Genomic DNA, 19661 nt, shown 5'->3' on the forward strand with positions numbered 1-19661 from the left:
AGCAGACGGTTAGCATTACTCATCAGTCACGCGGATGATCACTCGCACGGCGCAGGCGGTACCGGACACCGGATCCCATACCGACACTGCGTGTGTGAGCCGTAACACCGCGTAGATCGGGGGCGAGTCGGCCACATGGACCTCCGACGGGTCACCGGCTACCTCGCGCTCACCCTGCTCGCGCTGTACTGGCTGTGGGTGCTCACGCGCACCGCCCCGGTGCTGCGACGCGGCTGCCGCGACCGGCCGCTGCGCATCCGGCTGACCCTGCTCCGGACGGCCGCGGTCGGCTGGACGGCGCTGTTCGTCGCCACCGTGCACTTCTGGGCGACGTCGTGGTGGCACGTGGTCGTGGCGCTGCCGGTCGCGCTCGCGGGCGGGGCCGGGCTGCAGCGGGTGCACCGGCGCCTGGTCGCCCCGCCCCGGCACCGCGTCGCGCTGGCCCGGCGGGTCCGCCGCGCCGGTCACTTCCAGGTCATCCGCCACCCCGGGTCCCCCGGGCCGCACCGGCACGCGGCCGTCGAGGGCGCGCCGCGGCGCGTCCGGGACGTCCGCGACCTGGCGTGGCCGCCCGGTCAGCCCGCGGCGCCGACCGGGGTGCGGTCCTCGGGGTCGTCCTCCTCGGCGGGCTCGACGGCCGGCTCACCGACCAGCTCGCCGTAGACGACGGTCAGGGCCTCGGCGATCCGCGCCCGGTCGAACCGCGACACCGCACGGTCCCGGCCCGCGATCCCGAGCCCGGCGCGCAGGGCGTCGTCGCCGAGCACGCCGCGCAGCGCGACCGCCAGCTCGGCGGGCCGGGCCGGGCGGACCAGCACCCCGGTCACCCCCTCGACGACGACGTCGCGCAGCCCGCCCACGCCCGTCGCCACGACCGCCCGCGCGCAGGCCATCGCCTGCAGGACCGGCCCGACCCCGACGTCGTGCTCCGGTGCGGCGACCACGACGTCGGCCGAGCGCAGCAGCCGCGGCAGCAGGCCGCCCTCGACCGGCCCGAGGAACCGGACGCGCCCGGCCACGCCGGCCTCGCGGGCGATGCCGAACAGGCGCGCGCGGTCGGGGTCCGGGTCCGCCGCGCCGCCGGCGACGAGCAGCTCGGCGGTGCGGATCCGGGCCAGCGCCCGGATCACCGTGTCCATCCCGGCACCGTCGGCCAGCGAGCCGACGGCGAGCAGCCGCGGCCGGTCGCCCCGGCGCAGCGCCGGGCCGTCGGGGGTGAACACGTCGGTGTCGACGGCGGCGGGCACCGTCCGCAACGCCGCCCGCGGCACCCCGCGGCGCAGCAGGGCGGTGTGCTGCTCCTCGCTGGAGGCCAGCACGCGGGCCGCCCCCTGCGACGACCCGGTGCGGGCCGCGGGGATGGCAGCCGGGCCCGGGCAGTCGGCCGGGTAGACCTGCACGACCGGCACCCCGGTCGCGGCGGCGGCGGCCCCGGCTCGCGGGCCGATGGCGTGCACCACCTGGGGCGGGTCGTCGGACCATGCCGCGGCCAGTGCGGTGTCCTGCCCGGCGTCCCACGGCTGCACGCGCAGTGCGCCGCCACCGGCCGGGGCGGTCAGGTCGGGGTCGTCGGGGACGTCGGTGAACACCCGGACCGTGTGACCGGCGGCGGCCAGCGAGGCGGCGGTGATACCCGCGCCGCACGTTCGCGGGACCTCGGGGGTACGGATGACGGCGATGCGCAAGCGGATCCTCCACGTCGTGCTCGCGGCTGCGGGCACGCGCAGTTGGCTCTACGCGTCGGACCAGTGACCGTACCCGCTCCGGCCCGTCCACGGGTGGGGGACCGCGGGAGTGTGCGAAGCGGGCACATCGGGTAACCGGGTCGCGTCGGGCGGGCCGGCCCGGCAGGACGTGGAGGGGGCGGGGCCGTGACCGCGCAGTCCTGGATCCTGAGGGTGGAGCCCGACGCGGCCGCGTGCCGCACGGCCCGGCACGAGCTGACGCGGTTCCTGACCCCGCTGGTGGACGACCTGACCGTCGACGACGCGACGCTGGTGCTGCACGAGCTGGTCGCGAACGGCGTCGACCACGCGCACACCCCGATGCTGGTGACCGCCCGGGTGCGCGACGGCGCGGTGCGGCTGCGTGTGCGCGACGGATCGGTCGTATGCGGACACGAGCAGCCCCACGACCCCACCGCGACCCGCGGGCGCGGCCTGCAGATCGTCGGCCGGCTCTCGCAGCGCTGGGGGGTGCGCCGGCACCGCGGCGGCAAGACGACCTGGGCCGACGTCGGGCCGGTCGGCGCCAGCCCGGCCCCGGACCTGCACCTGGTGCGGCCGGCCTGACCGGTCCACCCGATCCGGCCGGTCCGGCCCGGGAACGGCCGGTGCGTGGCGCTACGGGCGGAGGGTCAGGCCCGGGCGGACAGCCGCGCGCCGTCGGACCGCGGCGCCAGCCCGAGACGCTCGACCAGCTCGGTCGTCGCCGTCGACCGGTTGAGGCAGTAGAAGTGGATCCCGGGGACTCCCTCGGCGAGCAGCCGCTCGCACAGCTCGCCGGTGACCTCCATGCCCGCGGCGCGGAACGCCGCCGTGTCACCGGAGTAGGGCGCGAGCCGCTCGACGAGCGCCGCCGGCAGCGGCGAGCCGGACAGCTCGGGCCCCTTGTGGAAGGTCTTCTCCGAGGTCAGCGGCATGATGCCGGGGATGATCGGCTGGTCGAACCCGGCGGCGGCGACCCGGTCGCGCAGCCGCAGGAAGCCGTCGGGCTCCAGGAACAGCTGGGTGACGGCGAACTCCGCCCCCGCCCGGAACTTCCCGACGAGCCGCTCGGTGTCGGCGTCGAGGTCGGCCGAGCGCGGGTGGCCGTAGGGGAACGCGGCGACGCCGACGCAGAACGGGCCGGACCGCTTGATCAGCGCGACGAGCTGGTCGGCGTACTCGAGCCCCTCGGGGTGGGCGACCCACTCGCCGAGCGGGTCGCCGGGCGGGTCCCCGCGCAGCGCCATGATGTTGCGGACGCCCGCGGCGGCCAGCGACCCGATCACGTGGCGCAGCTCGTCGGTCGAGTGCGAGACGGCGGTCAGGTGCGCCATCGAGCAGAGCGTGGTGTCGGTGGCGATCCGCTCGACCGTGCGCACGGTGCGGTCGCGGCTGGAGCCGCCCGCGCCGTAGGTCACCGAGACGTAGGCGGGGTCGAGCACCTCGAGGCGGCGGATGGCGCGCCACAGCTCCGCCTCGCCCTGGTCGTCCTTCGGCGGGAAGAACTCCACCGCGAAGAAGGGTCGGTCGACGCTGATCCGTTCGGTCACCGTGGATGCGGAACTCGTCGTCACGGCGACGACCTTACGGGGCGCACCACCGGCCGGTCGCCCACCGACGGGCCCGCACCGCCCCCGAGCGGCCATGACGTGCACCACCACCGCATCGACGGGCCGGGTCCCGGGTGCACCGATAGCCTGGTCGTCGTGGCCGACCCCGTCTCCCCCGTGTCCGCACCGTCCGGTCCGTCCGGGTCCCCGGGCCTGTCCACGGCAGGTCCGGCTCCGCTGGACGACGCGCTGCCCCAGCACGTGGAACGGGTGCTGGCCGGGTACCTGGACCGCCGCCGCACCGAGGTGCTGGGCATCGACCCGGTCGTCGTGCAGGCCGCCGACGCGCTGGCCGGGTTCGTCCTGGGCGGCGGGAAGCGGCTGCGGCCGACCTTCGCCTGGTGGGGCTGGCGCGGCGCGGGCGGCGACCCGGCCGACCCGCACGCGCAGGGCGTGCTGAGCGCGATCGCGTCGCTGGAGCTGATCCAGGCGTGCGCGCTGGTCCACGACGACCTGATGGACGCCTCCTCGACCCGGCGCGGCCGGCCCACGGTGCACGTCGAGTTCGCCCGGATGCACGCGGCGAACGGCTGGTCGGGCCCGCCGGCCCGGTTCGGCGCCGCCGTCGCGATCCTCGTCGGGGACCTGGCCCAGGTGTGGGCCGACGACATGTTCCACGCCGCCGCGCTGCCCGAGGGCGCCCACACCCGCGCGGCCGAGCCGTGGCGGGCGATGCGCACCGAGGTGCTGTCCGGCCAGTACCTCGACGTGCTGGCCCAGGCCTCCGGGGACACCGCCGAGTCGACCGCGCTGACCATCGACCGGTTCAAGACCGCCGCCTACACCGTCGAGCGGCCGCTGCACCTGGGCGCGGCGATCGCCGGGGCCGACCCGCGGGTCGTCGCGGCCTACCGGCGCTACGGCGCCGACATCGGCGTCGCCTTCCAGCTGCGCGACGACCTGCTGGGCGTGTTCGGCGACCCGCGGGTCACCGGCAAGCCCGCCGGGGACGACCTGCGCGAGGGCAAGCGGACCCTCCTGGTCGCCGCGGCCCTGCAGCGCGCCGAGCAGCGCGGGGACCGGGCCGCCGCCGACGTCGTCCTCTCCGCGCTCGGCGACCCCGACCTGGACGCCGCGAGCCTGGACCGGGCCCGCTCCGCGCTGTCGGAGCTGGGCGCGGTGCAGTCGGTGGAGCAGCGGATCGCCGCGCTCACCGGCGCCGCGCTCGACGCGCTCGACTCCGCTCCGGTCGCCGAACCGGGCCGCTCGCACCTGTTCGAGCTGGCCGAGCGCGCGACCCGGCGGGCCTGGTGAGCGGGGTGCGGCGGATCGAGGGGCACACCGACCACGTCGTCGTCGTGGGGGCGGGGCTGGCCGGGCTGTCGACGGCGCTGCACCTGCTGGGCGCGGGCCGCCGCGTCACGATCGTCGAGCGGGAGGACTTCCCCGGCGGCCGCGCCGGGCGGCTCGACGTGACCGACGACCACGGCACCTACGCCCTGGACACCGGGCCGACCGTGCTGACCATGCCGGAGCTGCTGGACTCCGCGTTCGCCGCCGTCGGCGAGACGACCGCGGACCGGCTCGACCTCGTCCGGCTCGACCCGGCCTACCGGGCCGAGTTCGCCGACGGCTCGGCCATCGCCGTGCACACCGACGCCGCCGCGATGGAGCACGAGATCCGCGAGCAGTGCGGCCCGGACTCCGCGGCCGGGTACCGGCGGCTGCGCCGCTGGCTCACCGACCTCTACCGCGCCGAGATGGACGACTTCATCGGCGCGAACATGGACTCGCCGCTGTCGCTGCTCGGCCCCGACCTGGCCCGGCTCGCCGCGCTCGGCGGCTTCGGGCGGCTCGGGAAGCGGATCGACCGCTTCCTGCCCGACGAGCGGCTGCGCCGGGTGTTCTCCTTCCAGGCGCTCTACGCCGGTGTCTCCCCGCGCGACGCGCTCGGCGCCTACGGCGTGATCGCCTACATGGACACCGTCGCGGGCGTGTACTTCCCGCGCGGCGGCATGCGGATGATGGGCACCGCGCTGGCCGGCGCGGCCGCCGACGCGGGAGCGGAGATCCACTACGGCCGCACCGTGACCGGCCTGGACCGCTCCGGGGACCGGGTCACCGCGGTCCGGCACGCCGGTCCCGACGGCGCCGACGAGTCGCTCACCCCGTGCGACGCGGTCGTGCTCACCCCCGAGCTGCCCGCGGCCTACGCCCTGCTCGGCGGGGCCCCGCGGCGCCCGGTCGGGCTGCGCTGGTCGCCCAGCGCCGTCGTCGTGCACGCCGGGATGCCCGCGCCCGCCCCCGGCACCGCGCAGCACCACCACACGATCTCCTTCGGCGGCTCCTGGGCGGGCACCTTCCGCGAGATCATCGACGAGGGACGGCTGATGTCCGACCCGTCGCTGCTGGTCACCCGGCCCGGGCTGACCGACCCGTCGCTGCAGCCCGGCGGGCGCGAGGTCATGAGCGTGCTCGCCCCGTGCCCGAACACCGCCGTGGCGCCCGGCATCGACTGGGACCGGGTCGGCCCGGCGTACGCCGAGGAGCTGTTCGGCGTGCTCGCCGACCGCGGGCTGGTGGACCCCTCCGCGCAGCCGAGCTGGACCCGGATGTGGACCCCGCAGGACTGGGCGGCCGCCGGGATGGCCGCGGGCACGCCGTTCTCGGCGTCGCACACGCTGGCCCAGACCGGCCCGTTCCGGCCGCGCAACCTGGTCCGCGGGACGGCGAACGCGGTGCTCGCCGGGTGCGGCACGACCCCCGGCGTCGGGATCCCGCCGGTGCTGATCTCCGGGCGGCTGGCGGCCGAGCGGATCACCGGTCCGCGCCCGGCCGAGCACGCCGGGCACGGGGCCGCGGCCCGCACGGGGCCCTGAGGAGGGCACTGCGGGCGGGCGCCGAGTAGGAGCGCCGAGGGGCGTGGAATCATGCTTCCCGACGATGCCCGACCAGCACACACGGACACGATGACGGCTCAGCCCTCGCCCCCGCTCCCCCGCCCGGCGGCACCCGAACCGGTGACGCCGGACCCCGGCACGGGCGCGGTCGTGCCCCCGCCGCCCGCACCGCGGCCCGCGGGCCCCGGCCTGGTCGAGCGGCTCGGCTCGCCACCACGGGGCGTCCTGCTGCTGGGGCTGGCCGGGACCGTGCTGATGTTCCTCGGCTCGTTCGGCGGCGGCGGGATCCCGATGCGGGACCCGGTGATCGGCAACTCGGCGCTGTCGTTCTGGCGCTACGGCCACGGCGCGATGCTCGCGACGGTCGTGATCTACGTCGGCCTGGTGCTGATGGTGTGGGCGTGGGTGCGGCTGGGCCGCGCCGTGCTCGCCCGTCGCGCCGGTGGCCGCGCGGTGCTGACGACGGCGGCGGTGTGGATGCTGCCGATGCTCGTCACGGCGCCGCTGTTCACCCGCGACCCCTACAGCTACCTCGCCCAGGGCGCGCTGCCGCTGGCCGGGTACGACCCGTACGTCGTCGGGCCGGACACCATGGGCGGGATCTTCACCGACAACGTCCACTTCTTCTGGCAGGACACCCCCGCCCCCTACGGGCCGCTGTTCATCCTGCTCGCGCAGGGCGTGGTCCTGCTGGTCGGCCAGAACGTGCTGCTCGGCGTCGTGCTGATGCGGCTGACCCTGGTCACCGGGCTGCTGCTGCTCGTGGCGGTGCTGCCCGCGCTGACCCGGCGCCTCGGCGGGCGCCCCGCGGTCGCGCTGTGGCTGGCCGTGGCGAACCCGGTGATGGTCGTGCACATGGTCGGCGGGGTGCACAACGACCTGCTGGTCGTCGGCCTGCTGCCGCTGGCGGCGCTGCTGGCGCTGCGGCAGCGGTTCGTGTGGGCGATCGTCGTCGCGTCGCTGGCGATGGCGGTGAAGGCCTCGGCCGGGATCGTGCTGCCGTTCCTGGTGCTGGTGTGGGCCGCGAAGCTGTCCGGCGGGTTCTGGTCGCGGCTGGTCCGGGCCGGGGTGCCGTCGGTGGCCGTGTTCGGCGCTGTGTTCGGCGGGGCCACCTGGCTCACCGGGTTCGGGCTGGGCTGGCTGCCCGCGCTCAGCGCCCCGTCGATGATCGTGAACTGGCTGTCGGTGCCGACCGCCTTCGGTCAGGCGACCGCGAGCGTGGCCGGGATGTTCGCCGGTGAGGTGAACACCCAGGCGTTCGTCGACACGTTCCGGTTCATCGGCGCGCTGGTGATGGGCCTGCTGATCGCCCTGCTGTGGTGGCGCGGCCGCGACGACCCGCGGGCCGCGGTGCGCAACGCCGCGATCGCCCTCGCGCTGGCCGCCGTGCTCTCCCCCACCACGCTGCCGTGGTACCTGAGCTGGGGGTTCTGCCTGCTCGCGATGACCCCGTGGAGCGCGCGCGGACTGCAGTGGGTGGTCTTCGGCTCGATCTGGCTGATGATCGTGTACTTCCCCGACGGCGAGACCGCCCTCTACGTGCCGCACTACCTGCTGGTGTGTGCCATGGCCGGTGTCCTGGCCGCGGTGTCGCTGCTCCGCCCGGACCCGCTGGGGCTGCGCCGGGGCGCCCCGGAGGCACCGTCGACCGCGCCCACCACCGATGCGGGCGTCCGCGGCTGAGCGGGCCGGGCGCGTCGAGCTCGACGCCGCCGGCCTGACCGACCCGCAGCTGCGGGCCGCCTACGCGGCCTGCCGCGCGCTGCACGCCGAGCACGGGCGCACCTACTTCCTGGCGACCCGGCTGCTGCCCCCGGAGCGACGGGTCGACATCCACGCCCTCTACGGCTTCGCCCGCTTCGCCGACGAGATCGTCGACGACCCCGACGGCGCGGGCGGCGGGGACCCGCAGACGCGGCTCGACGCGCTCGACGCCGAGCTGGCGGCCGCACTGGCGGGCGCACCGCTGCGCGGCAGCAGGCCCGAGGTGCTCGCCGTCGCCGAGACCGCGCGCCGCCACGACCTCGACGCGTCGCTGTTCCGGGACTTCATGGTCTCGATGCGGATGGACCTGACCGTCACCGACTACGCCACCGACGACGAGCTGGCCGTCTACGTGCACGGCTCGGCCGCCGTGATCGGGCTCCAGACGCTGCCGGTGCTCGGGACGGTCGTGCCGCGGGCGGAGGCCGAGCCGCACGCCGCGCTGCTGGGCGTGGCGTTCCAGATCACGAACTTCCTGCGCGACGTCGGCGAGGACCTCGACCGCGGCCGGGTGTACCTGCCCGCCGACGAGCTCGCCGCGTTCGGCGTCGACCGGGAGCTGCTGGCCTGGAGCCGGCGCACCGGGCGCCCGGACCCGCGGATCCGCCGCGCCCTGGCCCACCTCGTCGCCCGGACCCGGGCCACCTACCGGCGGGCCGACCCCGGGATCCCGATGCTGGAGCCGGTGTCGCGGGCCTGCGTCGGCGCCGCCCGGGTGCTGTACGCGGAGATCCTCGACGAGATCGCCGACGCCGGTTACGACGTGCTGACCCACCGGGTCGCGGTGCCGAACCGGCGCCGGGCCGCCGTCGCGCTGCCCCGGCTCGGCCGGGCGCTGGCCGCCCGCGGGACCCAGCTGGCCCGCGAACGCGCCGGGCGTCCGTCCCGCGGGTGAGCCGGGCCGGGCGGAACGCTCAGAAGGCCATGGCCTGGGCGCGGCGCTTGATCTCCTTGTGCCGGCCCGCGCGCAGCGCGGTGATCGGGGCACCGGAGAGCGACTCCTCCTCGGTGAACAGCCAGCTCAGGATGGCGTCGTCGTCGTAGCCGCCGTCGCGGAGGACGACGATCGTGCCCGGCAACCCGCGCACGACACCGTCGTCGTCGAGCAGCGCGGTCGGGACGACGACGTCGTGCCCGTTCTTGAACGACAGGAGCTGCCCGTCGCGGACGAGCTGGTGCACCCGGGAGACGGGGATCGACAGGCGGTCGGCCACCTCGGCGACGCTCAGCGTCTCCTCGGTGACAGCGGCGGGGAGGGACTCGTTCACAGCCGGACACTGTCCCACACCGCCCCGGGCGGCGCCGACGCCCACCGGACCGGCCGACGCGGTGGGGTCCTACGCCGACCACCTGCACGACCGACCCGATCCCCACCGGTAACCTGACCCGCGATGAGCTCACCGTCCGGTCCGGTCGATCCCGGCGCCCCGGGTGGGGCCGGGCGGCTCGCCGCCGACGGCCCCGGCGAGGTGCTGCTCGACGGTCGCTACCGGGTCGGCCCGGTGCTGGCCCGCGGCGGCATGTCGACGGTGCACCACGGCACCGACACCCGTCTCGAACGCGCCGTCGCGATCAAGGTGATGGACCCGCGGATGGCCGGGGACCACGCCTTCCGCACCCGGTTCGACCGGGAGGCGCGGCTCGCGGCCCGGATCGACCACCCGTGCGTCGTCGCCGTCTACGACCGGGGCACCGTCCCCGCGGGCCCGCTGGGCGAGGCCAGCCTGTTCGTCGTCATGGAGCTGGTCGACGGCGGCACCCTGCGCGACGTGCTGCGCGCCCGCGGCGCGCTCGGGCTCCCGGCCGCGGTGCGGGTGCTCGAACCGGTCCTCGCCGGGCTGGCCCGCGCGCACCGGCTCGGCATGGTGCACCGCGACGTGAAGCCGGAGAACGTGCTGATCTCCTCCGGCGGCGAGGTGAAGGTGGCCGACTTCGGCCTGCTCACCGCGGCCGCCGAGGCCGGGGTCAGCCACGCAGGGATGATCCTCGGGACGATGGCCTACCTCTCCCCCGAGCAGGTGGTGTCCGGTCGCGCCGACGGCCGCAGCGACGTCTACGCCGCCGGGGTCGTGCTCTACGAGATGCTGACCGGGCAGCCGCCCTACACCGCCGACAACCCGCTGTCGGTGGCCTACCGCCACGTGAACGAGGACGTGCCGCCGCCGTCGGCGCTGGTCCCGGGGCTGCCGCCGGCCGTGGACGCGCTCGTCGCCCGGGCCACCTCGCGGGACCCCGAGCAGCGCCCGGTCGACGCGGAGCACTTCCGCCGCGAGCTGCTGGACATGGCCGACCGGCTGGGCCTGCCGCGGACCGCGACGCCGCGCCCGCCGGGCCCGCCCCCGCCCGACGACGGCGCCACCCTCCCCGCGGGCCCGCTGCGCCACCGCCCGCTCGACGCCGCCGCACCGGGCCCCGGCGGCACCCGGGTGCAGACCCGGGCCCGCGGCGCGCACGGCACCGCCGTCACCCCCGCCGGGCAGCCGGAGCCGATGACCCGCGAGGAGCTGGCCGGGCGCCGCCGTCGCGGCCGCCGGGTGTTCGCGCTGTGGATGGTGCTGCTCCTGCTGCTGGCCGCGCTGGCCGGGACGGGCGCCTGGTGGCTCGGGTCGGGCCGCTGGACCACGATGCCCGCGGTCACCGGCCTGGACCGCGAGCGGGCGACCGCGCTCGTCGCCGAGTCCGACCTGACGCCCACGGTCACCGAACGGGCCGACGACGACGTGGCGCCCGACCTCGTCGCGCAGGTGGACCCGGCTCCGGAGACCCGGGTGCTGCGCGGGACCACGGTCACCCTGGTGGTGTCCACCGGCCGTCCCGCGGTGCCCGACGTGCCCGCGGGCAGCGCCGTGGACACCGCGGAGGACGCCGTACGCCGCGCCGGGCTGACCCCGGTGCGCTCGACGAGCGCCGAGGAGTTCAGCAGCGAGGTCCCCGCCGGTGCGGTGATCCGCACCGACCCGCCCGCCGGGACCCGGCTCGCCGGTGGTGCCGCGGTCACCCTGGTGACCAGCCGGGGCGCCGAGCCGGCACCGCCGCCCCCGGCGCCGACCGCCGAGCCCGCGGCGCCCACCTCCGTGCCGTTCGTGATCGGCATGCGGGCCGACGAGGCGGAGGCGCTGCTGCGTCAGGACGGGTTCGAGGTCGACATCGAGCGCAGCTTCCCCTTCGGCCGCCGCGACGGCCGCGTGGTCGGCCAGGACCCGGGGGCGGGCGGCGACGCCGAGCCCGGCGACACGGTCACCCTGACCGTGCTCTGAGCCCGCGTCGCGGGTGGGAGCCGGCGTCCCGGCCGGGTGGCGGCCCGGCCGGGACACCGGCGTTCGAGGGGCCCTACAGCCCGAAGCGGGTGCGCTCGGCGTCGCCGATCTCGGGCAGCTGCGCCCCGGCGACGGTGACCGCGAGGGCACCGGCGCGCACGGCGTAGCGCGCGGCGTCCGGCAGGTCGTCCCCCGCGGCGAGCCGCACGGCGACGGCCGCCAGGAACGCGTCGCCCGACCCGGTGGTGTCCACCACGTCGGCCCGTATCGCATCCACTGTGGACACCGTAGCCGCTCGCGCGTCGTGCACCTCGCAGCCCGCGGCCCCGCGTGTCACGACCGACCGGGGCACCGGGTGCTCCCCCAGCAGCGCGGCCTCGTGCTCGTTGACCACGAGCACGTCGGTGGCGGCGAGCAGCTCGGCGGGCACCGGGGCGTAGGGCGAGAGGTTCAGCACCACCGTGGTCCCGGCGGCGCGGGCGGCCCGGGCGGCGGCCAGCACCGTCGGGACACCGATCTCCAGGCACAGGGTCAGCACCGCGACGTCGTCGAAGGCGGGCAGGTCCCCCGGCTCCAGGGCGGCGTTGGCCCCGGGCGAGACGACGATCGTGTTGTCGCCCGCGGCGTCGACGGTGATGACCGCGGTGCCGGTGGCCGTGCCGGTCCGCACCGCGACCCGGTCGACGTCGGCACCGGCGGCGGCGACGGCGTCGCGGACGGTCCGGCCGTGGTCGTCGTCGCCGACCGCGCCGACCATGCCCACGCCGACCCCGGCGGCGGCCCCGAGCCGGGCGGCGGCGACGGCCTGGTTGGCGCCCTTGCCGCCGGGGCCCACGGTCAGGTCCGACCCGGCCACGGTCTCCCCCGGCCCCGGGAAGCGCTCGGTGCGCACCACCAGGTCGGCGTTGAGCGAGCCGACGACCAGCACCCGGCTCATCGGGCGTCCACCACGTCGTGCGCGGCGCCGGTCTCGGCGGCGGCAGGGCGCGGGATGAGCAGCGACAGCGCGAACGCGCCCGCGGTGCACGCGGCCCCGACCAGCATGCCCGCGGTGTAGCCGCCGGCCCCGGTCTGCCCGGCCCCGCCGACGGCGACCTGCACCGCGGGCAGCACCACGAAGCTGATCCCGGCGCCGAGGTTGAACGCGCCGGCGTTGAGCCCGGGCAGCATGCCGGGCCGGTCGGCGGGCGAGAGCAGCACGCCCAGGCCGTTGAGCATGATGTTGGCGATGCCGGCGTAGGTGACGCCGAGCAGCAGCGTCGCGACGACCAGCACCGCGAACGAGTGCACGCCCACGACCGCCAGCAGCACGGTGGCGACGACGCTGCCGGCCAGCCCGACCCGCAGCACGGTGCGGTAGCCGAGCACCGGGGCCAGGCGACCGGCGAACGGCCCGACCAGCCAGCCGATCAGCGCGTAGGGGGCGAGCAGGGCGAGTGCGGTGAGGTCCGCACCGAGCCCGAACCCGGCCGTGGGGTTCTGCGCGATCGAGGCGACCAGGCCGTTGACCACGGCGAACACCCCGGTCACGGTCAGCAGCGTGGTGCCGAGCGTGGCCCAGGTGGCGCGCCGGCGCAGGTCCTCGGGCGCGACGAGCGGCTGCGCGGTGCGGCCCTGCAGCCGCCAGAACACCACCGCGGCGACGACGGCGAGCAGCGCGTACCCGGCGACCCGGCCCCAGCGCGCGTCGGACAGCGCGGCGGCCTCGTCGAAGGCCAGCAGCAGCGCGCCGACCGCGACGACCAGCGGGACGACCCCGCGCCAGTCCATCCGGGTGCCCTGCGAGGGGCGGGACTCCACGCCCCACACGGCGACGAGCACCAGCGCGACGACGGTGACCGCGGCGATGACCCAGAAGATCGAGCGGAAGCCGTGGTGGGTGGCCAGCCAGCCGCCGAGCAGCGCGTCGAGACCGGCCACGCCGCCGTTCACGGCGGTGATCAGGCCGAGCACGATCCCGTAGCGGCGCGGGTCGGCGATCTCGCTGCGCAGCATGAGCAGGCAGATCGGGACGACCGGCCCGGTGATGCCCTGCAGGGCCCGGCCGGCGAACAGCATCGGCACGCTGACGGCGAGGGCGGCGACGACGATGCCGACCAGCATGACCGCGAGCATCACCAGCAGCACCCGCCGGCGCCCCGCGATGTCGGACAGCCGCGGCAGGAACAGCGAGAACATCGCCGCGAGGGTGAAGAACATCGTCTGGGACAGGCCGACGGTGGCGTCGTCGGTGCCCAGCTCGCGGGCCATGGTGACCAGTGCGGGGCTGAGCATGGAGGCGTTGAGCTGGAACGCCACGCAGGCGGCCAGCACCGCCACGACGAGCGTGACGACCGGGCGGCGGTCGGGGGTGGTCATGCGATCTGCTCCGTTGCAGTGAGATCAGTGAGATCAGTGAGGTCGGCGGGGTCGCCGATGGCGCGCAGCGCGTCCACGACGAGCTCCCAGAACCGGGCGTGGTCGAGCTCCAGCGCGGCGTGCGTGCGGCATCCGGCCGGGGCCGGGCCGCGCCGGTCGGCGACCGTCATCCCGGTGGTGTGCCGGCCCGCGGTCTCGACGACGATCGGCATCGGGAACGCCCGCACGATCGTCGGGTCGATGACGTGGGCGACGGCGCACGGGTCGTGGACCGGCGGGGCGTCGAAGCCCTGGACGTCGCGGTAGGTGGCGGCGAAGAAGTCCAGCAGCTCGTCGACGAAGCGCGCCGGGCCGGTCCCGACGGCGCGGATCGCGCGGCGCACCTCGGGACCGGCCAGCGCCTGGTGGGTCAGGTCGAGCCCGACCATGACCACCTCCCAGCCCGCCTCGAACACGATCGCGGCGGCCTCGGGGTCGATGGCGATGTTGAACTCGGCCACCGGGGTCCGGTTGCCGACGGCGACGCCGCCGCCCATCAGCACCACCCGCTTGACCCGGTCGACGATCTCGGGGGCGCGCCGGGCGGCGAGCGCGATGTTGGTCAGCCCGCCGGTGGGGACGAGGGTGACGGTGCCCGGCTCGTGGGCCAGCACGGTCTCCACGATGAGGTCCACGGCGTGGGTGTCCACCGTGGCGAACGCCGGTGCGGGCAGCTCCGGGCCGTCCAGGCCGGTCTCGCCGTGGATGTCGGCGGCGACGGCGATCTCCCGCAGCAGCGGGCGGTCGGCGCCGGCCGCGAACGGCACGCCGGTGATCCCGGCCAGGGTCGCGACCGACAGCGCGTTGCGGGTCACCTTGTCCAGCGTCTGGTTCCCGACGACCGTGGTGACGGCGAGCAGCTCGATCCGCGGGTCGCCGTGGGCGAGCAGCAGCGCGATCGCGTCGTCGTGGCCCGGATCGCAGTCCAGGACGATCTTCTCGGTCATCTCCGGTGTCCCACCTCGTCGTCGCGGTCGTCCGGGGCGCTCCTGACGTGTCGACTGTGACTCGTCAAGCGCATGACGTCAAGCGCTTGATGTATGGCGCGTCCGGGTAGGCTCGCCGGATGGCAGGACCGGTGGGCCGGCGGGTGACCGCGGCGATGGTGGCCCGGCGGGCGGGGACGAGCGTGTCCACCGTGTCGCTGGTGGTGAACGGCAAGTCGCGCGGACGGGTGTCCGCGGTGATCACCGAGCGGGTCCGCGCCGCGGTCGACGAGCTGGGCTACGTGGTCGACCACGCGGCGAGCTCGCTCGCCCGCGGGACCACCGACCTCGTCGTGCTGCTCGCCCCCGACCTCCCCAACCCCTACTTCGGGCGGGTCACCACCGGGATCCGGGAGGCGCTGGGCAGCAGGCACCAGCTGATGCTGTCGGTGATCGAGGGCGGCGAACAGCCCGGCGCCGACGACGTCCGCCGGGTCGCGGCGTTCCGCCCGGCCGGGCTGCTGGTGCACGCGCCGTCGCCGACGTTCCTCGACGACCTCGAACCGGGCGGCCCGCCACTGGTGCTGATGGACGCCCCCGGCTTCGAGGGCCGCGCGGCCACCGTGACCTTCGACCTGGAGCCGGGCGTGCGCGCGCTGGTCGCGCACCTCGCCGAGGCCGGGCACACGGTGCTCGCCTACCTGGAGGGCTCGACGCCCTCGGCCACCTTCACCGTGCGCCGTGAGCTGCTCGCCCGGGTCGCCGCCGAGCACGGCCTGCGGGTCCTCGACGACGGCACCCGGGCCGGGCTGACCCTCGACGCCGCCGCCGACGTCAGCACCGAGGCGCTGCCGCGTTGGCGGGCGGCCGGGGCCACCGCGGTCGTCGCGGCGGCGGACACGATGGCCTACGGCGTGCTGGCCGCCGCGCACCGGCTCGGGCTGGCCGTGCCGGGGGACATCGCCGTCGCCGGGTTCGACGACCTGCCGTACTCGCAGGTGACGGCGCCGTCGCTGACGAGTGTGGCGCTGCCGGCCGAGGAGCTCGGCCGCGCCGCGGCCCAGCGGCTGGCCGCCGTGCTCGCCGGGGACGGCGACGGCGCCGCCGCTCCCCTGCTGCCCTCACGGCTCGCGGCCCGGGCCAGCACCGGCGGCTGAGACGCATCGAGGGCTGATCAGCCGAGCGACCAGGTCCAGATCTCCCCGCTCGACCCCGACACCGCCTGCCGCCCGTCCGGGGTGACGACGACGTCGAAGCCGGCACCCCGGTTCTGCATCCGGTCGACCACCCGGCCGGTCGCGGTGTCCCACACCCACAGACCGCCCTGGTTGCCGGTGGCGACCACCCGGGACCCGTCCGGGGTGAAGGTGACGGCCTGCAGGTGGTTGACCGGCCCGGTGAGCACGCGCACCGGGGCACCGTCGGCGGTCCGCCACAGGTGCACCCGCTCGCCGTCGGTGGCGGCGGCGACCAGCGCGCCGTCCGGGGCGAACGCGACGTCGTTGACCGCGAGCCCGTCACCGGTGTCGAGGGTCGCCCCCGGAGTGCCGTCGGCGCCGACGAGCACGACGGCGCCGTCGGTCCCGACCGCCACCGTCCCACCGTCCGGGGACCAGGCCAGCGCACGGGCGGTGTCCGGGACGGCGACGACCGGACCGGGTGCGCCGCCGGGCAGCACGCGGAAACGGACCGTGTCGTCGGCGCCGCCGGTCACCAGCGTCGCGCCGTCCGGGGCGAACGCGACCGCCTCGACGTCGCCGTCGTGACCGGGAAGCTCCACCGGGGCTCCGCCGGACAGGTCGTGGAGCCGGACCGCGCCGCGGTCGGACGCCGACGCCACCGTGCGCCCGTCCGGGCTCAGCGCGACGTCGTTGACGGCGGCGCCGGGGTCCCCGGGCAGCGCGCAGACCGCGGCCCCGGCGGCGCGGTCCCACACCGTGACCCGGCCGAGGCGGTCCCCGGCGACGAGCAGGTTCCCGTCGGCGGACAGGGCGAGCGCCAGCACCGTCCGGGCGTCCCGGTCCAGGGTGAGCCGCTGCCCGACCGCTCCCGGCGCGGCCGCCACCGGTGGGACCGGGGCGGGCGCGTCGGCCGGTGCCGCGCACCGGGGCGCGGACGACCCCGCTCCCGACGCCGTCGTCGCACCGCTGCCGCAGCCCGCCACCGGCAGTACCGTCAGCAGCAGCACCGCGCAGGCCCCACCCAGCCGTCGTCGCACGGCGTCCCCCTCCGTCGAACCGGTCGACATGGATCGAACCGGACGTCGAGGGGATACCGACCGTAGGACTACCGGCTCAGCCGCGCAGCATCTCCGCGACCAGGAACGCCAGCTCCAGGCTCTGCTGGGTGTTCAGCCGCGGGTCGCAGGCGGTCTCGTACCGGCCGGCGAGGTCGGTGTCGGAGATCCGCTGCGCGCCGCCGAGGCACTCGGTGACGTCCTCGCCGGTGACCTCGACGTGGATGCCGCCGGGGTGCGTGCCGAGCGAGCGGTGCACCTCGAAGAAGCCCTGCACCTCGTCGACGATCCGGTCGAAGTGCCGGGTCTTGTAGCCGGTCGAGGCCTCGTGGGTGTTGCCGTGCATCGGGTCGCACTGCCAGATGACCTTGTGCCCGGAGGCGGTCACCTTCTCGACGATCGCCGGGAGCACGTCGCGGACCTTGTCGTTGCCCATCCGGGAGATCAGCGACAGCCGGCCCGGGCGGTTGTGCGGGTCGAGCCGCTCGACGTACTCGACGGCCTGGTCGGGCGTCGTCGTCGGGCCGATCTTCATGCCGATCGGGTTGGCCAGCAGCTCCGCGAACGCGACGTGCGCGCCGTCGAGCTGGCGGGTCCGCTCGCCGATCCAGAGGAAGTGCGTGGACAGGTCGTAGAGCTTCGGGGACTCCCCGCCGGTGGGGTCGCGCTCCAGGTCCAGGCGCAGCATGGCGCGCTCGTAGTCGAGCAGCAGCGCCTCGTGGCTGGCGTAGAACTCGACCTGGTGCAGGTTGTGGTCGCGCACCCCGCAGGCGTCCATGAAGCGGACGGCGCGGTCGATCTCGGCGGCGACGGCCTCGTAGCGCACGCCCGCGGCAGAGGTGCGGACGAAGTCCTTGTTCCAGTCGTGCACCTTGGACAGGTCGGCCAGCCCGGTCGCGGTCAGGCCGCGGACCAGGTTCATCGCCGCCGAGGCGTTCGCGTAGGCGCGCACCATCCGCGACGGGTCCGGGATCCGGCCCTGCGCGTCCGGGGCGAGCCCGTTGACGATGTCCCCGCGGTAGGACGGCAGCCCGCTCGCGTCGGTCGGCGAGCTGCGCGGCTTGGCGTACTGCCCGGCGATCCGGCCGACCTTGACCACCGGCATCGAGGCGCCGTAGGTCAGAACGACGGCCATCTGCAGCAGCGTGCGAATCGTCGCCCGGATGTGCGGCTCGGTGTTGTCGACGAAGGTCTCGGCGCAGTCGCCGCCCTGCAGCAGGAACGCCTCGCCGTTCGCGACGTCGGCGAGCCGGGACTGCAGCCGGTCGACCTCCGGCGGCAGCACCACCGGCGGGACGGACTCGAGGACCTTCCGCACGTCGCCCACCTGCGACGGATCGGGCCACTCGGGCTGCTGGGCGGCAGGGCGGGAGAGCGCGTCGTCCAGGGCGGAGCGCAGGTCCGCGGGCAGCGGCGGCAGCTCCGGGAGGACGTCGATCGGCGCGTCGACGGACCAGTTCACGCCGCCCAGCCTAGGCCGCGGCCGATCCCTACCGGGGCGCGGCCCCCGTCGCGAGGGTCTCCGCGATCACTTCCCAGCGCCGCAGGTTGTGCCGGGCGTCGGCGAGCGCGTCGTGCGCCTCGGCGGGCGGCGGGGGCAGCGCCGGGCGGCCCGCGTCCTCCCACCGCTGGCGCAGCTCGCGGGTGAAGCGCGGGATCGGCCGCGGCAGCGCGGGCATCGCGCCCCACAGCTGGCACAGCGCCACATGGTCGTAGGCGGCGATCCAGGCCCACAGCTCGACGTCGCCGGGGGCGCCGGTGCAGAAGTCGAGGATCTCCTCGCGCATCCGGGCCCGCGACATCCAGGCCCGGTCGCTGGGCGAGGGCAGCTTGGGCAGGACGTTGGCCCGCACCCACTTGCCGGCCCGGTCCGGGTCGAACTCGGTGGACACGGCATAGAACTCGCGGCCGTCCTCGCCGACGATCCCGATCGACACCAGGTCGATCGTCGTGCCGTCCTCGATGAACTCGGTGTCGTAGAAGAAGCGCATGGTGCCGTCCTGTCTACCGGAGTCGATCAGGAGGCGCGGGAGTCGGGCACGTTCGCGTCCGGCCGCGGCAGGCTCTGGCGCGACGGGGCGGGCGGCGGCGCACCGGCCGCGGCCTTCTCCTTGACCGACGCCGCGTAGAGGTCGACGTAGGTCTGCCCGGACAGCTCCATCAGCGAGTACATGATCTCGTCGGTCATGGAGCGTTCGATGAACCGGTCCCCGGCCATGCCCTCGTACCGGGAGAAGTCCAGCGGCTCGCCGATCACGATCTTCACCTTGCGCGGGCGCCACATCTTGGACCCGATGGGGTTGACCTTGTCGGTGCCCACCATCGCGACCGGGATGACCGGCACCCCGGCCTCCAGGGCCATCCGGGCGACGCCGGTCTTGCCCTTGTAGAGCCGCCCGTCGGGCGAGCGGGTGCCCTCCGGGTAGATCCCGAGCAGCTTGCCCTCGTTCAGCAGCCGGACCGCGGTGTCCATCGCGGCGCGCGCCGCGGACCCGCCGGACCGGTCCACCGGGACCTGCCCGACGCCGGTGAAGAACTGCTTCTTGAACCAGCCGCGGATCCCGGGCTCGGTGAAGTACTCGCGCTTGGCGAGGAAGGTCACCCGCCGCGGCAGCATCAACGGCAGGAAGAAGGAGTCGGCCACCGCGAGGTGGTTGCTGGCGAGGATCGCGCCGGCACCACCGGGCACGTTCTCGGCACCGCGCACCTCCGGCCGGCAGAACAGCCTCATCAACGGGCCGAGCAGCACGAACTTGGACCACCAGTACAGCACCCTGCGCTGCCTCCCTACCGACTTCGGCGACAGCCTACGGAGCGTCGACACCTCCTCACAACGGGGCGGTGGTCACCGGGGTCGGGCGGTCCCCGCGCCGCGCCCGCGCGGGCCCGTGGGCGGTGTCGGGCGGGACACGGGCCGTGACAGGA

18 protein-coding genes are annotated in these 19661 nt (G+C 75.9%); 8 read left to right on the top strand and 10 right to left on the bottom strand.

The window, feature by feature from the left end:
- The first annotated feature begins 135 nt into the window (after positions 1-135).
- Positions 136-663, top strand: a complete 528-nt coding sequence (locus KPL60_RS15260) for a hypothetical protein (RefSeq protein ID WP_226357802.1) — start codon at positions 136-138, stop codon at positions 661-663.
- Here KPL60_RS15260 and KPL60_RS15265 read toward each other — a convergent pair.
- Positions 576-1685 carry a glycosyltransferase family 4 protein gene (locus KPL60_RS15265; protein ID WP_226366241.1) on the bottom strand — a complete coding sequence of 370 codons (1110 nt, stop codon included), beginning with the start codon at positions 1683-1685 and terminating at the stop codon, positions 576-578. The genes KPL60_RS15260 and KPL60_RS15265 overlap by 88 nt on opposite strands.
- Before the next feature lie 186 nt (positions 1686-1871).
- On the opposite strand from KPL60_RS15265, the gene KPL60_RS15270 reads away from it, so the two are divergent.
- Positions 1872-2291, top strand: a complete 420-nt coding sequence (locus KPL60_RS15270) for an ATP-binding protein (protein ID WP_226357804.1) — start codon at positions 1872-1874, stop codon at positions 2289-2291.
- 65 nt (positions 2292-2356) lie between these two features.
- Here KPL60_RS15270 and KPL60_RS15275 read toward each other — a convergent pair whose 3' ends face one another.
- On the bottom strand, positions 2357-3280 hold the full coding sequence (locus KPL60_RS15275; protein WP_226366242.1) for a methylenetetrahydrofolate reductase: 924 nt from the start codon (positions 3278-3280) through the stop codon (positions 2357-2359).
- A gap of 189 nt (positions 3281-3469) precedes the next feature.
- Between KPL60_RS15275 and KPL60_RS15280 the strand changes: the two genes are divergently transcribed.
- The 4 genes from KPL60_RS15280 to KPL60_RS15295 all read left to right on the top strand — a co-directional run bounded on the left by KPL60_RS15280 (position 3470) and on the right by KPL60_RS15295 (position 8815).
- Positions 3470-4570, top strand: coding sequence for a polyprenyl synthetase family protein (locus KPL60_RS15280; protein ID WP_226358032.1), 1101 nt, complete (start codon positions 3470-3472; stop codon positions 4568-4570).
- Positions 4571-4575: 5 nt separating this feature from the next.
- On the top strand, positions 4576-6135 hold the full coding sequence (gene crtI, locus KPL60_RS15285; RefSeq protein ID WP_226366600.1) for a phytoene desaturase family protein: 1560 nt from the start codon (positions 4576-4578) through the stop codon (positions 6133-6135).
- 90 nt (positions 6136-6225) lie between these two features.
- Complete coding sequence (gene mptB, locus KPL60_RS15290) at positions 6226-7839, top strand: polyprenol phosphomannose-dependent alpha 1,6 mannosyltransferase MptB (protein WP_226366243.1); 1614 nt, start codon at positions 6226-6228, stop codon at positions 7837-7839.
- Positions 7820-8815 (top strand): phytoene/squalene synthase family protein, encoded by a 996-nt coding sequence (locus tag KPL60_RS15295; RefSeq protein ID WP_226366244.1) that lies wholly within the window; start codon positions 7820-7822, stop codon positions 8813-8815. The genes mptB and KPL60_RS15295 overlap by 20 nt, the downstream gene beginning before the upstream one ends.
- A gap of 19 nt (positions 8816-8834) precedes the next feature.
- Here the strand turns inward: KPL60_RS15295 and KPL60_RS15300 are convergent, their stop codons facing one another.
- Positions 8835-9188 (bottom strand): Rv2175c family DNA-binding protein, encoded by a 354-nt coding sequence (locus tag KPL60_RS15300; protein WP_062396076.1) that lies wholly within the window; start codon positions 9186-9188, stop codon positions 8835-8837.
- A 123-nt stretch (positions 9189-9311) separates the two neighbouring features.
- Here KPL60_RS15300 and pknB point away from each other — a divergent pair, with 123 nt between their 5' ends.
- On the top strand, positions 9312-11177 hold the full coding sequence (gene pknB, locus KPL60_RS15305; RefSeq protein WP_226366245.1) for a Stk1 family PASTA domain-containing Ser/Thr kinase: 1866 nt from the start codon (positions 9312-9314) through the stop codon (positions 11175-11177).
- A gap of 73 nt (positions 11178-11250) precedes the next feature.
- Here the strand turns inward: pknB and KPL60_RS15310 are convergent, their stop codons facing one another.
- From KPL60_RS15310 to KPL60_RS15320, 3 genes are read right to left on the bottom strand one after another with little or no spacing between them, the layout of a single operon-like run.
- A complete protein-coding gene (locus tag KPL60_RS15310; RefSeq protein WP_226357810.1) occupies positions 11251-12114 on the bottom strand; it encodes a PfkB family carbohydrate kinase in 864 nt (287 codons plus the stop codon).
- Positions 12111-13535 (bottom strand): MFS transporter, encoded by a 1425-nt coding sequence (locus tag KPL60_RS15315; protein WP_226366246.1) that lies wholly within the window; start codon positions 13533-13535, stop codon positions 12111-12113. The genes KPL60_RS15310 and KPL60_RS15315 overlap by 4 nt, the downstream gene beginning before the upstream one ends.
- Positions 13532-14521 (bottom strand): nucleoside hydrolase, encoded by a 990-nt coding sequence (locus KPL60_RS15320; protein ID WP_226366247.1) that lies wholly within the window; start codon positions 14519-14521, stop codon positions 13532-13534. The genes KPL60_RS15315 and KPL60_RS15320 overlap by 4 nt, the downstream gene beginning before the upstream one ends.
- 119 nt (positions 14522-14640) lie before the next feature.
- On the opposite strand from KPL60_RS15320, the gene KPL60_RS15325 reads away from it, so the two are divergent.
- Positions 14641-15657, top strand: coding sequence for a LacI family DNA-binding transcriptional regulator (locus tag KPL60_RS15325; RefSeq protein WP_226366248.1), 1017 nt, complete (start codon positions 14641-14643; stop codon positions 15655-15657).
- 17 nt (positions 15658-15674) lie between these two features.
- On the opposite strand, the gene KPL60_RS15330 is transcribed toward KPL60_RS15325, so the two are convergent.
- The 4 genes from KPL60_RS15330 to KPL60_RS15345 form a co-directional block, all read right to left on the bottom strand.
- Positions 15675-16718 carry a WD40 repeat domain-containing protein gene (locus tag KPL60_RS15330; protein WP_226357814.1) on the bottom strand — a complete coding sequence of 348 codons (1044 nt, stop codon included), beginning with the start codon at positions 16716-16718 and terminating at the stop codon, positions 15675-15677.
- 76 nt (positions 16719-16794) lie between these two features.
- Positions 16795-18198, bottom strand: a complete 1404-nt coding sequence (locus KPL60_RS15335) for a class II 3-deoxy-7-phosphoheptulonate synthase (protein WP_073574261.1) — start codon at positions 18196-18198, stop codon at positions 16795-16797.
- 28 nt (positions 18199-18226) lie between these two features.
- On the bottom strand, positions 18227-18727 hold the full coding sequence (locus KPL60_RS15340; protein WP_062396083.1) for a polyadenylate-specific 3'-exoribonuclease AS: 501 nt from the start codon (positions 18725-18727) through the stop codon (positions 18227-18229).
- Between the two features lie 26 nt (positions 18728-18753).
- A complete protein-coding gene (locus KPL60_RS15345) occupies positions 18754-19509 on the bottom strand; it encodes a 1-acyl-sn-glycerol-3-phosphate acyltransferase (protein WP_226357815.1) in 756 nt (251 codons plus the stop codon).
- Positions 19510-19661: the final 152 nt, after the last annotated feature.

This window comes from Pseudonocardia sp. ICBG162, from assembly GCF_020496225.1.
In the GTDB taxonomy this organism is placed as follows: Bacteria; Actinomycetota; Actinomycetes; order Mycobacteriales; family Pseudonocardiaceae; genus Pseudonocardia; species Pseudonocardia alni.